The organism is Okibacterium sp. AC114 (assembly GCF_979253355.1).
This window is the reverse complement of sequence record NZ_CEEDBR010000001.1, coordinates 796,158-811,104: the sequence shown is the minus strand read 5'-3', so window position 1 is coordinate 811,104 and position 14,947 is coordinate 796,158. Positions and strand designations below refer to the sequence as shown.

General features: G+C 67.4%; 16 protein-coding genes. 8 read left to right on the top strand and 8 right to left on the bottom strand.

The window, feature by feature from the left end; all coding sequences use genetic code 11:
• Nucleotides 1–109: 109 nt before the first annotated feature.
• Nucleotides 110–613 (top strand): hypothetical protein, encoded by a 504-nt coding sequence (locus ACZ6IE_RS03920; RefSeq protein ID WP_464606865.1) that lies wholly within the window; start codon nucleotides 110–112, stop codon nucleotides 611–613.
• Between the two features lie 68 nt (nucleotides 614–681).
• Here the strand turns inward: ACZ6IE_RS03920 and ACZ6IE_RS03915 are convergent, their stop codons facing one another.
• On the bottom strand, nucleotides 682–1,362 hold the full coding sequence (locus ACZ6IE_RS03915) for a response regulator transcription factor (protein ID WP_077053733.1): 681 nt from the start codon (nucleotides 1,360–1,362) through the stop codon (nucleotides 682–684).
• Entirely contained in the window at nucleotides 1,359–2,531 is a 1,173-nt protein-coding gene (locus tag ACZ6IE_RS03910; RefSeq protein WP_464606864.1) for a sensor histidine kinase, read from the bottom strand. Before ACZ6IE_RS03910 ends, ACZ6IE_RS03915 begins: the two co-directional genes overlap by 4 nt.
• Before the next feature lie 165 nt (nucleotides 2,532–2,696).
• On the opposite strand from ACZ6IE_RS03910, the gene phoU reads away from it, so the two are divergent.
• Nucleotides 2,697–3,353 carry a phosphate signaling complex protein PhoU gene (gene phoU / locus ACZ6IE_RS03905; protein WP_464606863.1) on the top strand — a complete coding sequence of 219 codons (657 nt, stop codon included), beginning with the start codon at nucleotides 2,697–2,699 and terminating at the stop codon, nucleotides 3,351–3,353.
• A 78-nt stretch (nucleotides 3,354–3,431) separates the two neighbouring features.
• On the opposite strand, the gene ACZ6IE_RS03900 is transcribed toward phoU, so the two are convergent.
• Entirely contained in the window at nucleotides 3,432–4,184 is a 753-nt protein-coding gene (locus ACZ6IE_RS03900) for a phosphoglyceromutase (protein WP_464606862.1), read from the bottom strand.
• Nucleotides 4,185–4,193: 9 nt separating this feature from the next.
• The gene (locus ACZ6IE_RS03895; protein ID WP_464606861.1) at nucleotides 4,194–5,012 is read right to left on the bottom strand and encodes a LysR family substrate-binding domain-containing protein; all 819 of its coding nucleotides are present in this window, start codon (nucleotides 5,010–5,012) and stop codon (nucleotides 4,194–4,196) included.
• A gap of 72 nt (nucleotides 5,013–5,084) precedes the next feature.
• On the opposite strand from ACZ6IE_RS03895, the gene ACZ6IE_RS03890 reads away from it, so the two are divergent.
• Together ACZ6IE_RS03890 and ACZ6IE_RS03885 are read left to right on the top strand one after the other, a co-directional pair.
• Nucleotides 5,085–5,480, top strand: a complete 396-nt coding sequence (locus tag ACZ6IE_RS03890) for a DUF5997 family protein (protein ID WP_464606860.1) — start codon at nucleotides 5,085–5,087, stop codon at nucleotides 5,478–5,480.
• A 28-nt stretch (nucleotides 5,481–5,508) separates the two neighbouring features.
• Nucleotides 5,509–6,321 (top strand): class I SAM-dependent methyltransferase, encoded by an 813-nt coding sequence (locus ACZ6IE_RS03885; RefSeq protein WP_464606859.1) that lies wholly within the window; start codon nucleotides 5,509–5,511, stop codon nucleotides 6,319–6,321.
• A gap of 68 nt (nucleotides 6,322–6,389) precedes the next feature.
• On the opposite strand, the gene ACZ6IE_RS03880 is transcribed toward ACZ6IE_RS03885, so the two are convergent.
• The 4 genes from ACZ6IE_RS03880 to ACZ6IE_RS03865 form a co-directional block, all read right to left on the bottom strand.
• Nucleotides 6,390–7,499, bottom strand: a complete 1,110-nt coding sequence (locus ACZ6IE_RS03880; protein ID WP_464606858.1) for an FUSC family protein — start codon at nucleotides 7,497–7,499, stop codon at nucleotides 6,390–6,392.
• A 10-nt stretch (nucleotides 7,500–7,509) separates the two neighbouring features.
• A complete protein-coding gene (gene ygfZ / locus ACZ6IE_RS03875; protein ID WP_464606857.1) occupies nucleotides 7,510–8,817 on the bottom strand; it encodes a CAF17-like 4Fe-4S cluster assembly/insertion protein YgfZ in 1,308 nt (435 codons plus the stop codon).
• A gap of 5 nt (nucleotides 8,818–8,822) precedes the next feature.
• Nucleotides 8,823–9,419, bottom strand: coding sequence for a nitrobindin family protein (locus ACZ6IE_RS03870; RefSeq protein WP_464606856.1), 597 nt, complete (start codon nucleotides 9,417–9,419; stop codon nucleotides 8,823–8,825).
• Between the two features lie 199 nt (nucleotides 9,420–9,618).
• On the bottom strand, nucleotides 9,619–9,900 hold the full coding sequence (locus ACZ6IE_RS03865; RefSeq protein ID WP_464606855.1) for a hypothetical protein: 282 nt from the start codon (nucleotides 9,898–9,900) through the stop codon (nucleotides 9,619–9,621).
• 162 nt (nucleotides 9,901–10,062) lie between these two features.
• On the opposite strand from ACZ6IE_RS03865, the gene ACZ6IE_RS03860 reads away from it, so the two are divergent.
• From ACZ6IE_RS03860 to ACZ6IE_RS03845, 4 genes are read left to right on the top strand one after another with little or no spacing between them, the layout of a single operon-like run.
• Nucleotides 10,063–10,752: a winged helix-turn-helix transcriptional regulator gene (locus tag ACZ6IE_RS03860; RefSeq protein WP_077054025.1), complete on the top strand. Its 690-nt coding sequence runs from the start codon at nucleotides 10,063–10,065 to the stop codon at nucleotides 10,750–10,752.
• On the top strand, nucleotides 10,724–11,647 hold the full coding sequence (gene mshD / locus ACZ6IE_RS03855; protein ID WP_464606854.1) for a mycothiol synthase: 924 nt from the start codon (nucleotides 10,724–10,726) through the stop codon (nucleotides 11,645–11,647). Before ACZ6IE_RS03860 ends, mshD begins: the two co-directional genes overlap by 29 nt.
• Nucleotides 11,648–11,703: 56 nt before the next feature.
• Complete coding sequence (locus ACZ6IE_RS03850) at nucleotides 11,704–13,875, top strand: RNA degradosome polyphosphate kinase (RefSeq protein WP_464606853.1); 2,172 nt, start codon at nucleotides 11,704–11,706, stop codon at nucleotides 13,873–13,875.
• Nucleotides 13,872–14,807, top strand: a complete 936-nt coding sequence (locus ACZ6IE_RS03845) for an NUDIX hydrolase (protein WP_464606852.1) — start codon at nucleotides 13,872–13,874, stop codon at nucleotides 14,805–14,807. The genes ACZ6IE_RS03850 and ACZ6IE_RS03845 overlap by 4 nt, the downstream gene beginning before the upstream one ends.
• Nucleotides 14,808–14,947 lie beyond the last annotated feature (140 nt).

The window sequence follows — 14,947 nt, the reverse complement described above, 5'->3', positions numbered from 1 at the left end:
TCGCCTAACCGCCGACTTCGACACGTCGCCACTAGGCTAAACTCGTGAATTGTTCCGCATTCGTGCGCCCCGCGCGCGACTGCACTCCGAGGCTCCGTGGAGGGTTTTTGTGAAGTCGCGTCTCGTCGCATCCGCTGTTCTGGCGGCCACCGTCGTCCTCGGCACGGCGGGTTGCAACCTCGTCGCTCCGCAGGCAACCACCGAGATCCAGGACGTCACCGACGGCGTCAGCGGAACGGTCGGCGATCTGCGCATCCGCAACGCCTTCGTCGTGTCCGACGACGGCAAGGTCGGCAACCTCATCGTCTCGGTCGTCAACCCGGGCAACGGCCCGCATGCCCTCGACATCCAGTTCGGCAAGGGCGCCGGCCGCGTCTCGGGCACCGTGACGGTCGACGGCAACTCCAGCCCCACCTTCGGCGACGAGCAGACCATCACGCTCACGGGACTCGATGTGGCTCCCGGCGGCCTCGTGCCCATCTTCTTCCAGTACGGCACCGAGACCGGTGTCGAGCTGCTGGTTCCGGTGCTCGACTCCGAGCTGCCCGAATACGAGGACTACGCGCCCTCGACCAGCATCGAGAACGACCGCCGCGCGGTCGTCATCTCCTAGCTAAACAGGCACGACCCGCAAGAAGCCCCCGCTCACTGAGCGGGGGCTTCTTCGTTGGCCGAGACGGGTTACGCCTCGAAGCGGTAGCCGAGCCCCCGCACGGTCACGAGCATGCGCGGCTCGGAGGGGTTCTCCTCGATGCGCGAGCGGATGCGCTTGATGTGCACGTCGAGCGTCTTGGTGTCGCCGAAGTAGTCGCTGCCCCACACCCGGTCGATGAGCTGACCTCGTGTCAACACGCGCCCGGCGTTGCGCAGCAGCAGCTCGAGCAGCTCGAACTCCTTCAGCGGCATGCCGATCTCCGATCCGCGCACGGCAACCGTGTGGCGGTCGACATCCATGCGCACTCCCCCGGCCTCGAGGATGGCGTCATCCTCTTCCGGGTCGCTCTGGCGGCGGCGCAGAACGGCACGGATGCGGGCCAACAGCTCGCGGCTGGAATAGGGCTTGGTGACGTAATCATCCGCCCCGAGTTCGAGGCCCACGACGATATCGACCTCGGAGTCCTTGGCGGTCAGCATGATGATGGGGGCCGTCGAGACGTTGCGGATCTGGCGGCACACCTCGGTGCCGGGAATCCCCGGCAGCATGAGGTCGAGCAGCACCAGGTCGGCCTCTTCGGCCAGGAAGGCTTGCACGGCACTCGGCCCATCCTCGGCGATCTGCACCTCGTAGCCCTCGCGTTCCAGCAGGTAGGCCAGCGGTTCGCTGAGGGCGGCTTCGTCCTCGACGAGGAGGATGCGGGTCATCGCGTTTCCTTTCGGATGTCGCCAGAGAGTTCCGGCACAGGTGTCACCTTCGACGCTTCGGGTAAACGGATGGTGAACGTGGAGCCGTGATCGACCTGCGACCAGACGCGCACATCGCCGCCGTGGTTCTGCACCGTGTGTTTGACGATGGCGAGGCCGAGGCCCGTTCCGCCCGTGTGACGGGAGCGCGCCTCATCCACACGGAAGAAGCGCTCGAAGACCCGCTCGCGGTCCTCTTCGGGAATGCCGACGCCCTGGTCGGTGACCGAGACCTCGACGGCGTCGTCCGCGTGACGCAGGCCCACACCGACGCGCGAACCGGCGGGCGAGTAGTGGATGGCGTTGGAGATGAGGTTGTGCACCGCAACCACGAGCAGCGCCTCGTCGCCATAGACGTAGGCGTCCTTGGCACTCTTCGCGACGAGCGTGACACCCGTCGCATCGGCGGCCACACGGTTGCGGTCGACGGCGGCCGCGACGACACGCTCGAGGTCGACGAGCGTGGGCTGGTGCAGGGCATCCGCGGATTGCAGCCGCGAGAGGTCGATGATCTCGGCCGTGATCTTCGAGAGACGCTGGGCCTCGGCACTCAACCGGGCCGCGAACTTGCGCACCTGCACGGGGTCGTCGGATGCCGGTTCCAGAGCCTCGGCCAGCAAGCTCACGGCTCCGATGGGCGTCTTCAGTTCGTGAGAGATGTTCGCGATGAAGTCGCGTCGAACCTCGTCGAGACGCACGGCCTCGGTGTGATCCTCGGCCAGCAGCACGATGTAACGGGTTCCGAGACGCGCACCGCGCACCTGGAGGTTGCGCACGGCATCCCCGAAGCGGCCCTTGCTGACGTCGACGTCGGCGACCGCGGGTTCACCCGTTTCTCGCACGCGCGTGGCCAACTCGTCGAATTCCGCATGCGCGAGCCGCCCGTCCCAGACCAAACCGAGCGCCAGGGCACCGGGCGAAGCCTTCACGACATTGCCGGACGGGTCGAGCACGATGCCCGCGCTCTCGAGCACGTCGAGCACCTGGCTCACGCCATCCGGAACCGTGGGGGCCACGACATCGGCCACCTGCCGCCCGCGATGAGCCGCATAGTGAAACAGGTACATCAACCCGGCTCCGATGGCGAGCCCGAGCGCCAACGAGACGAGCACCAACCAGTGGGACTCCATAGGACTAGATTAGAGGCACGCCATCCGGCCGGGGATTCCCGAGGAGCCTGGAGGGCGGTCCCGATCAGGGCATTTGGGGCGCCGTTCAGGCAGGCGGCACCAAACGTTAACCTTGGACCGGCACGCTGATGACAAAACGGTGTCATCGCAGAAAAAGGAGTTGCCATGCGCGAAGTCTTCCAACTGGAACTGGAAGAGGTGCAGGACCGGCTCGTCGCGATCTCAGAACTGGTCAGCATCTCGATCGATAACGCCACGCAGGCGTTCAACAACTCGAACGTCGCTCTCGCCGAGCGCGTCATCGAAGACGATCACCGCATCGACGAGCTGGCCATCGCCCTCGACGAGCTGGCGATCAACATCCTGGCGCGGCAGCAGCCCGTGGCCCGCGACCTGCGCATCGTCGTCAGCGCCCTGCGCATCAGCGCCTCGCTCGAGCGCATGGGCGACATGGCCGAGCACATCGCGCAGCTGGCCCGCTACCGCTTCCCCGAGAAGGCCGTGCCCAAGGGACTGCGTTCCACGTTCGCCGAAATGGGTCGCCTCGACGTCGAGATCGCCCGCAAACTGACCGACCTGCTGCGCACGGAAGACGTGAAGCTGGCCGAAGAGATCCGCAACGAAGACGACAAGGTCGACGAACTGCACGTCAGCGTCTTCGACAAGGTTCTCGGCGAGACCTGGAAGGGTGAGCCCGTCGCCACGGTCGACGCCACCCTCGCCTCGCGCTACCACGAGCGTTTCGCCGACCACGCCGTGTCGATCGCCAAGAAGGTTCAGTACCTGGCGACGGGCGACTGGCAGCAGCCGGTCGAGGCGTAAGCTCCTCACACTCACAGACGAAGGCCCCCCGGATTTCTCCGAGGGGCCTTCGTCGTGCGGGCTGCGCGGCTGCGTGAACTACTTCTTGTTGCCCTGCGCGGCCACGGCGGCAGCGCCGGCGGCGGCGGCCTCGGGGTCGAGGTAGGCGGCCGGCTCGATCGGACGGAAGTCGGCGTCGAGCTTGTAGACGAGCGGGATGCCCGTGGGGATGTTGAGTTCGGCGATGTCCTCGTCGGAGATGCCGTCGAGGTGCTTCACGAGCGCGCGCAGCGAGTTGCCGTGCGCCGTGACCAGGACCGTCTTGCCCTCGGCCAGGTCGCCCGTGATGTCGGAGTGCCAGTAGGGCAGCATGCGGTCGATGACGTCTTTCAGGCATTCGGTGGCGGGGATGTCGCCGTCGATGCCCACGTAGCGGGGGTCGTTGGCCTGCGAGTACTGGTCGTCTGCGTCGATGGGGGGCGGCGGCACGTCGAACGAGCGGCGCCAGGTCTGGAACTGCTCGGGGCCGTACTCGGCGAGCGTCTGCGCCTTGTCTTTGCCCTGCAGCGCGCCGTAGTGGCGCTCGTTGAGGCGCCAGGTGCGCTTCACGGGGATCCAGAGGCGGTCGGCCGTGTCGAGGGCCAGGTCGGCGGTCTGGATGGCGCGGCTCAGCACCGAGGTGTAGAGGATGTCGGGGGTGAGACCCGATTCCTTCAGCAGCTCGCCCGCGCGCTTGGCTTCGGCGACGCCCTGTTCGCTCAGGCGCACGTCGACCCAACCGGTGAACAGGTTCTTCTGGTTCCAGTCACTGTTTCCGTGACGGAGGAGGATGAGAGTGTAAGGCTCGGACATGCCTCCACTCTAGCGGCGGCGACCCTTTCCGCGGCCCCGGGCGGCCGAGCCTTTGTGGGGCCGGTTTCCGCCGAGCGGCGCGTTCTTCTTCGAGGCGGCGCGCTTGCGATTGTTCTCGGCGGCCTTCTTCTCGGCGGCCTTACGATCGGATTCCTTCTTACCCGCGGCCTTGCGGGCGCTGGCCTCGCGGTCGGCGTCCGACATCCCATCGCGCGAGCTGTGGGCGGTGCGGCCGCGCACGATGCCCACGAAGGTCTGGATCTCGTCGCTCGCCCGTGAACGCGGCCAGGCCAGGGCGATGGTGGTGGATGCTGCGCCGTCGAGGGGCACGGCGACAACGTCTTTGCGGGCATACAACCGGGCGACCGATTGGGGCAGGATGGCGTATCCGCTGCCGGCCGCGACGACCTCCACGACATCCCCATATTCCGAGCCCGGCTCGCGTTCCGGCATGTCCTCGGGGTAGTCGAGATCGCCGACGAGCGTGTCGCCCGCCAGGTCGTCGAGGCTCAGACGATCGGCCTCGGCGAAGGCGTGCTCCTTGGGGAGGACCACGAACGGGAGCTCGTCGTAGAGCGAGATGAGGTGGAACGCATCGGGGTCGTCGATGGGCAGACGCAGCAGCACGACATCCGCACCGCCGTCTTGCCCCACGATCTCGGTCTGCTGCGCCTCGTCGACGCGCACCAATTCGAGGGGCACGTTCGTGTGCCGCTCATTCCAGACCCTGACCCACTTGGTGGGGGTCACGCCCGGCACATAGGCCACCCGAAAACGGATGTCTGCGCCAGCGGCTGGGGTCTCGCTACCTTCGGCCTGCGGCTGCATGGTTCGCCCTCCTGATGAGTGCTCCACTTTACCCAGGTTGGGGCGACGCGCCCGGCAGAGTAGCCTGGAGCCGTGAGTAGCGACAAAGAACAGACCATGAAACCGTCGACGGCGGCCAAGAAGCTCGGCATCTATCTGCCGGCCGCGCCCGAAGACTTCCGTGAGGGTCTGGTCACGCGCGCCCAGCTGAACGACCTGATCGAGAACCCGCCCGAGTGGCTCGTGCAGTTGCGCCTCACGGGGCCGCACCCGCGCGACATCGTCGCCCGCAAGCTGGGCATCTCGATCTCGGGCCTCGCGCGCTCCGGCACCGACGACGTGCTCACCACCGAAGACATCCAGGAGATGCTGCAGTCGCCGCCCGAGTGGTTGGTGCGCGAGCGTCAGGTGCAGGCCGACGTGCGCGCCGAGAACAAACGCGTCAACGACCGCGACGCCGAGCGCGCCGCCCGCCGCGCCGCCGAATAGTCGGCTCCAGCCCGGCACGGTGAGCGTCATGCCCGTCGGCACCATCACCCGCGGAACGACCAACACCAACAGGCTTCGTCGCGTCGACCGATATCTGCAGGTCGCTCCCGCGTTGCTCGATGCCACGGACCCGCTCGTCGTCGACCTCGGCTACGGGCACAGCGCCAGCACGAGCCTCGAGCTGCAGCATCGCCTGCGCCGGGTGCGCCCCGACGTCGAGGTGCTGGGGCTCGAGATCGATCCCGCGCGCGTCTCCCTGGCAACCCGTCAGCTCGAGGCTGTGCACCGCGGTGAGAGCCACTTCCGGTCGGACGCGGCCGTGTCTTTCGCACGGGGCGGCTTCGAGGTTCCGACCCCGGCCGGGCGTCGGCCCGCGGTCATCCGGGCGTTCAATGTGCTGCGGCAATACGACGAGAGCCAGGTGGCGGATGCCTGGGCGCTCATGACGTCTCGCCTGCAACCTCGTGGGCTGCTCGTCGAGGGCACCTGCGACGAGATCGGCCGCATCTCGAGCTGGGTGGATGTCGGCGCCGACGGGCCTCGGTCGTTCACGATCTCGCTGCGGCTGCCGGGACTCGAGCGGCCGTCCGTCGTGGCCGAGCGGTTGCCCAAGGCGCTCATCCACCGCAATGTCGAGGGCGAGCGCGTGCACGATCTGCTCGTCGACCTCGACCGCTTCTGGCAGTACAACGCCGCGCTCGATGTACACAGCCCCGTGCAGCGCTGGGTGGCCACGGTCGCCGGGCTGCGGGATGCCGGGTGGCCCGTGCTCGGGCGTGCGAAGCGCTGGCGGCTCGGCGAGGTCACGGTTCCGTGGGCCGCAGTTGCCCCGCGCGACTGAACCCCGACGCGACGAGCCCGACGCGACCAGCCCGACGCGACGAGCCCGACGGACGGACGGGGCCGGGCTCAGAGCGGCGGGAGTAGTTCGCGCGCCTCGGCGACGGGCACACCGGAGGCGGCCAGCAGGTCGACGACCAACGGGCGCAGCAACAAGACCATGTTCTGCTCGGTGACGGGCGCTCCGGGCATGGCCTCGGACGGGTCGAGGTGACGGGCGAGCTGCCGGAATGTCTGCTGCGCGACCGGCAGCTGCGAGATGTCGTCGATCGACTGCCCGAGCACGGCCACGCCGACGAGCACTCGTGAGAGCAGGTCGGCGAGGGCCGGGCGGGGTTCGCCGTCGACGATCAGGTAGTCGACGCGCCGCGTGACGACGCGCAGGTTGCGGGTGGCGAGATCCATTCCGGACTGCAGCGTGCGCTGGCTTTCGAGTTGCCCGAGGTAGCGCCGCAGGAACGGCGAGATGCGCGCAATGGCGATGGCCGATTCGAGCGAACCGCGCCAGTCGTCGACGACGGGCTGCGTTGCTCGGGCCCTGGCCAGCGCTCGGTCGGCTTCGCCCTGGTCGGCCAGGTGCAGCACCGACACGAGACTCGTGAGCACTCCCCCGAACTCGTGGAACAGGCGGCGTGCATCACGACGTGCGACCCGTCGCGGGTCACGTGGGATCAGCGCGGTGGCCAGCAGGGCGACGGCGCCACCGATGAGGCCGTCGACCGTGCGGATGAAGGGGCCGCCGGGAGGTGCCGCGATCAGCATGACGAGCACGGCCTGCACACCCGCGGCGATGGCGAAGGCCGCTGAACCCGACAGGAACCGCGCCACCATGAGGCTGAGGAACAGGGCGACGCCCAGCTGCCAGAGCCCCTGCCCGAATCCGAGCAGAAGGAGTTCGGCGAGCGCGATGCCGACCGACATTCCGACGGCGGTTTCGAGAACCCGGATGGGGCGGGCGTCCCGCACGAAGCCGAGGCTCGACACCGTGACCGTGACGGCGAGCAGCGGAACCGGATGCCCCAACCCGTAGTGGGCGATGGCATAGGCGGCGACGGCCGCCACCGTGATCTGCATGCCGGCGGGAAGTGAGGAAACCAGGCGCTGCCAGGCCAGATCGAGGTGCACGTGACGATTCACATACCGTGCCCAGCGCCCGGGCGCCGGCGGCTGCCCGCTCATCGACGACCGTTCAGCGCTTGACGGCGCCGAGACGCGGCAGCCGAGGGATCTCTGCGACGGCGCCCGCATCGGAGGGGACGATCACTTCTTGGGCGGCCGCGATGCTCGTGTCGTCGGCGAAAACCACGAGAGGGGCATCCGGTTTGACACCCCGCTTGATCACGGCGAGTGCGACGGGGCCGAGCTCGTAGTGCATGGTGGACGAGGTGACGGCACCCACATCGAGCCATTCGCCCTGGCGCTCGGCGCGCACGATCGAGCCGGGCGCGGGGAGCACGGATTCGGACCCGTCGAGGTGCAACAGCACGAGGCGGCGCGGCGGATGCCCGAGGTTGTGCACCTTGGCGACCGTCTCTTGTCCGCGGTAACAGCCCTTGCTGAGGTGAACGGCGGAACGCAGCCAGTCGAGCTCGTGCGGAATGCTGCGCTCGTCGACCTCGCTCGCGAAGCGGGGACGCCAGGCGGCGATGCGGAGCGCCTCGGCGGCGAGACTTCCGGCGGCGGGAAAACGCGCGGCGATCTCGGGGAGTGCGGCGCGCGGCACGAGAACCTCGGCCCAGGGAAGACGCTCGCCCGGGTGGTCGCCGTGGGCGTATTGGTGGCCGCCGCGCGTCACACCCGTCCACGGGTCGCGCCACATGAGCGGGACGCCGTTGGGGTCGGCGATAGGCAAGCTGGAGGCGTTGCCATTACTTGCCTCGTCGTTGTCTTCAGCGATGTCGTTGTGGCTTCCTTCGGCGCTGACCGCGAGGAAACGATCACCGACGACGCCGATCGTCGCGAACTCGGCCGTGCGGTCTTCGGGTTCGACGCGCAGCATGAAACGCATGCGCGTGAGCCACGAAAGCACCGGCTCGGCCTCGGATGCCTCGACGAGCAGCCAGACCGTCACGCCGTCGTCGATCAGCTTGGCCGCGTGCTCGACGCGCCCGTTCTGGTCGAGGAACAGCGTTTCGGTGGCTTCGCCGGGGGCCAGCCGCGTCAGATCTTGGCTCGTGATCGAGTTGAGCCACGACAGACGGTCGGGGCCTGTGACCGAGAGCACACCCCGCGACGAGAGGTCGACGATGGCGTTGCCCGCCTCGAGTGTGCGCTGCTCGATGGTCGGGCTGCCGTAGTGCGAGGGCACGCCCTGGTCGGCAGCGCCCTCGAGGAGGACGGCCGCGTCGAGCGCGAAGAACGGAGAGCTGCGGTCGGGCTCGAGGGCCCCGGACTCGGCAGCTTCGGCGGCATCTGGAGTCACTTCGGTGCCGTGAGCGACGGAACCAGAAACGGGAACGGCGGGCTGGGCCCCCGCCGGAGCGAGATCGTCAGACATCGGGTCTAGTCGACCTTGCCGAGGCGACCGGACGCGTGCGTGCGCAGGTCTTGTCCGAGCGCGGCGATGTCCCAGGCCCAGAGCAGGTGGTTGTCGACGAGACCGTAGAGGCGGGTCGCCGCGGCGTACTCCTTCGCACCGGCCGTGCGCATCACCGCATCGGTCGACAGGTCGACCCGCGGGCCCTTGACCTGGCCCAGATATAGCTCGGAGACGCCACCGGGGTGCACGACCGACACCTGCAGATCGAAGCCGCCATCGTCGTTGCGCAGCGATTCGACGGCCTCGGCGTCGGCGAAGGGGCGCGGTCCGGTGCCCGGCAGCATGGCCGGCCCGGGATCGCCCTCGCCCAGCGCACGGTTGAGGCGCCAATAGCCCGATTCGGCCACGAGGGGCGTGCGCTCGTCATCGAGCAACCAGGTGTAGGAGTTGTAGTTCAGGTAGGGAAGGCCGTCGTGGCTGAAGCTCACGCGCTGACCGAACTCTCGGCTCACCGACTCGTCACCGATCTTGTAGTCGATGACGCCGGTGCCCTCCCAGACTCCGATCAACCACGACAGAGGAACGAGCTCGGCCGGAAGGTCGGTGGGGATTTCGATCATGTGCGGAGGGCTCCGATCAGCGCTGGCCGCGGAAGAGGTTGTAGAGCACCACGACCGAAACCCAGCCGATGGCGAGGCTGGCGAGACCGAGGAGACCCACGTAGAAGAGTTCGAGTGCGAGCATGCGACAAGTCTAGCCGAGGCATCCGACACCGCCAGATGGGTCGCAGCGAAAAGCGACCCGGCGAGACGAGGCCGGCTAGATGAAGAGGAGCGTGAAGATGCCTGCCGCGATCGACAGGATGATGAGGGCCCCAGCCACGCTGGCCGACACGCGCGCGATGAAACCGGTCTTCTCGGTCGTGCCCAGCTGGATGCCGAAGGTGAGCAGCGCGCATGCGGCGAGCGCCAACGCCAACCAGGAGAACCGCAGGGCCGGCTCGACGAGGACTCCGACCGCGATCGCGAGCACGACGGCAGCAACCCACACGCTGGCGATTCCGCGCCAGGCGCGTTTCGGGGTGAGGGTGACGTCGCTCATGCATCCATCTTGCCGGAGTCGCGAGCTGGTTGCAGCCGATAGGCCGCCGCAAAAGGGCATTCACGACGCTCGAGGGATGAGCAAAAGGCCTGAGCTGCCCTCGGATCGGTGCGCCCCGCGCGTGTCGCTAAGATACATACAGCTATCACTGGAGGAACCCGCGTGGCGCAACTGTTGATCCTGACCTCTCAGGTCAACCACGACGTATTGCCGTCGTTGGGGCTTCTGAGTCACCGAGTGCGCCAAATACCCGCCGAACCGGCCCAGCTGGTCAATGCGCCGAACGCCGACATCATCATGGTCGATGCGCGGCGTGACCTGGCCGGCGCCAAGTCGCTGTGCAAGATCCTGACGACCACGGGCATCGGCGTCCCCCTTCTCCTCATTCTCACCGAGGGTGGGCTCACGGCCGTGAGCGCCGACTGGGGTGCGGATGATGTCATCCTCGACTCCGCCGGTCCCGCAGAGGTCGACGCACGCATTCGCCTGGCCATCGGCCGCCAGGCGCAGGAGCACACCGCCACCAAAATCCAGACCTCGGGTGTCGTCATCGACGAAGCCAGCTACTCGGCGAAGGTGCAGGGCAAACCGCTCGATCTGACCTTCAAGGAGTTCGAGCTGCTGCGCTTCTTCGCCACGCATCCGTCCCGCGTGTTCACGCGCGAGCAGCTGCTCAGCGAGGTGTGGGGCTACGACTACTTCGGCGGCACCCGCACGGTCGACGTGCACGTGCGGCGTCTGCGTGCCAAGCTCGGCGATCTCGAACAGCTGATCGGCACCGTGCGCAACGTCGGATACCGCTTCAACGTGTACGAGGAAGACGATGCGCCGACTGACGCTGCGCGTTCATAACCTGTCCGACGCCGGTGTGGCCGACGTGTTCTGGCGCATCGTGCGCCGGGCCGAGGCCGTCGACGGGCAGCCGCCGTTCAACGATCAGGCTCTGGTGGACGTGCGTGCGGGCAGCCGCACGTTGATCGCGATCGTCGAACCGAGTGACGACGAGCCCGGCGACACCATCATCGGCGCGGCCATCCTGGGGCAGGGCGAGCTCGATCTGGTGCTCGACCCCGAGTGGCGGGGCGTCGGATTCGGCGGCGCCGCTCTGACGGGACTGCTGGGAAGCGCCTCGCCACACCTGACCGCGTGGTCGCATGGCGATCATCCCGCCGCCCGCGCCCTGGCGGAATCGCACGGGTTCGATCGCGTACGCACCTTGCTGCAGCTGCGCATGCCGTTGGCCGAGGGGGATGCTGCTGCGCCTGTTTCCCGAGCGGGCACCGGTGGCGTGACCATCCGCTCGTTCGACGCAGGCACAGATGCCGACGCCTGGGTCGCCCTCAACGCACGCATCTTCGCTCACCATCCCGAACAGGGAAAGATGACCGTCGCCGATCTGGCCGCGCGCCAGGACGAAGACTGGTTCGACGCCGGCGACTTCCTGCTGGCCGTCGACGAGCGGGGCGAGCTGATCGGCTACAACTGGCTCAAGGTCGAGGATGACCTGGGCGAGATCTATGTGCTGGGCGTCTCGCCCGACGCTGCCGGCCGTGGCCTCGGTCGCACGTTGACGAACGCCGGACTGGCGCGGCTGCGTGAGCGCGGGGTATCGACCGCGGCGCTCTACGTCGAGGCCGACAACGAGCCCGCCGTGCGCCTCTACCGCTCTGTCGGTTTCGCCGACCACACGATCGACGTACAGTACCGTCGCAAAAGTTCTGCACAGGCGAGTTCTGCACAGGTTTAATCCTCCGTTCACCGGTACCGTCGCGAGCCGAGTGCGCGCGGTGCAATGATGTTCAGATGGCAGCAATAGACGTAGTGAACGACGCGGGTCTCGGCGACGACGACGACTTCGACGAAGCAATCGAGACCGACGACCCGGCGCTGCCCGAGGGCCGCTACCTCGACCGCGAGATCAGCTGGCTCGCGTTCAACCAGCGCGTGCTCGAGCTGGCCGAAGACGAGACGATCCCCGTGCTCGAGCGCACCAACTTCCTGGCCATCTTCGCCACCAACCTCGACGAGTTCTTCATGGTGCGCGTGGCCGGGCTCAAGCGCCGCATCCTCACGGGGCTCGCCGTTGCCAGCAACGTCGGGCGCGCACCATCCGACATCCTGGGCGACATCTCGGGCACCGCGCACGACCTGCAAAACCGTCACGCCGCCGCCTGGGAAAACCTGGTGCGCCCGGCCCTGGCCGACGCCGGCATCACGATCGTCGACTGGTCGAGCCTCGACGAGAGCGACCGCGGCCGCCTCACCGAGTACTTCCAGCAGCAGGTGTTCCCGGTGCTCATGCCGCTCGCGGTCGACCCGGCACACCCCTTCCCCTACATCTCGGGCCTGTCGCTCAACCTATCGGTGCGCGTGCGCAACTCGCGCTCGGGCCGCCAAGAGTTCGCGCGCCTCAAGGTGCCGCAGATGCTGCCGCGCTTCGTGCCCGTCGAGCTGGTGGCCGGTTCCGGCGCCATCCGGTTCATCGCTCTCGAAGACCTGATCGCCAACCACCTCGGCGACCTCTTCCCGGGCATGGAGGTGCTCGAGCACCACGTGTTCCGAGTCACCCGCAACGAAGACGTCGAGATCGAAGAAGACGAGAGCGAAAACCTCATCCAGGCGCTCGAGAAAGAGCTCTTGCGCCGCCGCTTCGGCCCGCCCATCCGTCTCGAGATCACCGAAGACATGGATGACGTCACGCTCGGCCTGCTCGTCCGCGAACTCGACATCACCGAACAAGAGGTCTACCGCCTGCCGGCTCCTCTCGACCTCGGCGGCCTCTTCTCGTTCTCCGACCTCGACCGGCCGAAGCTGCGCTACCCCAAGCGGCTGCCCACCACGGCACTGCAGCTGCAGCCCTCCGAGCCCAACGGCAAGGCCGACATCTTCCAGGCCATCTCCGAGCGCGACGTGCTCGTGCACCACCCCTACGAGTCCTTCGCCACGAGCGTGCAGGCATTCCTCGAGCAGGCGGCCGCCGACCCCAACGTGCTCGCCATCAAACAGACGCTCTATCGCACGTCGGGTGATTCCCCCATCGTCGAGGCACTCATCGACGCGGCCGAAGCCGGAAAACAGGTCTTGGCCCTCGTCGAGATCAAGGCCCGCTTCGACGAGCAGGCGAATATCTCGTGGGCGCGCAAGCTCGAGAAGGCCGGCGTGCACGTGGTCTACGGTCTCGTCGGCTTGAAGACACACTGCAAGCTCGCGCTCGTTATCCGCCAGGAGAACGGACGTCTGCGGCACTACAGCCACATCGGAACGGGCAACTACAACCCCAAGACCAGCCGCATCTATGAGGACTTGGGCCTGTTCACCGCCGACGACCAGGTGGGCAAAGACCTCACGCGCCTGTTCAACGAGCTGAGCGGCTATGCCATCGAGAAGAAGTTCAAGCGTCTCCTCGTCGCGCCGCTGCACCTGCGCAAGGGTCTGCTCAAGCGCATCGAGCAGGAGCGTCACAACGCCGAGGCCGGCAAGCCCAGCGGCATCCGTATCAAGATGAACTCGATCGTCGACGAGGCCATCATCGACGGTCTTTACCGCGCCAGCCAGGCTGGCGTTCCGATCGACATCTGGGTGCGCGGCATCTGCAGCCTCAAGCCGGGTCAAGAGGGGCTGAGCGAGACCATCCGCGTGCGCTCGATCCTCGGTCGCTACCTCGAGCACTCGCGCATCTTCTCGTTCCACAACGACGGAGACCCGCAAGTATTCATCGGCAGCGCAGACATGATGCACCGCAACCTCGACCGCCGCGTCGAAGCCCTCGTGCGTCTGACCGACCCCGGCCACCTCAGCGAGATCGAGCAGCTCTTCGATATGGCCCTCGACGACAAAACATCGTCGTGGCACCTTGAATCCGAGGGAACGTGGACGCGACACAGCGTCGATGAGGCGGGCGATCCGCTCACCGACCTGCAGGATTGGCTCATGTTGAAGACCAGCCGCAAACGTCGCACGCGGGTTCGACGGTGACGGGCGCCGTCTACGCCGCCGGTGCCGTGTGCTGGCGATACGTCGACGGCAAACCGATGGTTCTCCTGATCCACCGCACCGCTTACGCCGACGTGACCCTGCCCAAGGGCAAGGTCGACCCCGGCGAGTCCCTGCCCGAGACAGCCGTGCGCGAGATCGAGGAAGAGACGGGCCTCGCCGTGCACCTCGGCGTGCCGCTCGGCATCACGCGCTACCCACTGCGGAGCGGCCGGGAGAAGGTCGTGCACTACTGGGCCGCGCAGGTGTCGGACGATGCCATCCGCCGATCCACGTTCGCACCCAACCACGAGGTCGCGGCGCTCGAATGGGTCACGCTGAAGAAGGCCAAGAGTTACCTCACTTACGACCACGATCGCGAAATCGTGCGCACCTTCGAAAGCCTGCTCGACGACGGCGTCTCCGAAACCTTCGCGCTCATCGCACTGCGCCACGGCAAAGCGGAACCGCTGGCGGCGAGCGACGGGTCAGACGAAGACCGGCGCCTCACGCCGCGCGGCATCAAACAGGCCGCGTCCATCGTCGGACCCCTGCGCGCGTTCGGCGTGCGCCGAATCGTCACGAGCACGGCCGTGCGTTGTGCCACCACCATCGCGCCACTCGCAGCAGCGACGGGCATTGCGCCCAAACGCACCGAGTTGATCAGCCAGCGCGCGCACGAAGAGGGAACGAGCGACGTGCGCCACGTCGTCGGCAAGCGGGTGCGCAGCGGCAAGACGGCCGTGCTCTGCAGCCACGGACCCGTGCTGCCCGAGATCATCCGCGAGATCGCCCTGGCCACGGGAAGCATTCCCGGCTCCTATCTGAGCGAGGCGGCCGCCCTCGAGACGGCGGCCTTCTCCGTGGTGCACCTGAGCGCCACCAACCCCGCTTCGGGCATCGTCACCATCGAAACGCACGTCCCCCGCGTCTGAACGGGCGAGCATCGTTCGCAGCACGAAACGCGAGATGCCCGGAAACACGCGGAATATGACGTTCGGGCCGTGATGAAGTTGACCGGTCGTTTACCGTCCGTTTACCGGGCTGAGGGAGTCTCGTTAAAGCAGCCGCTTAG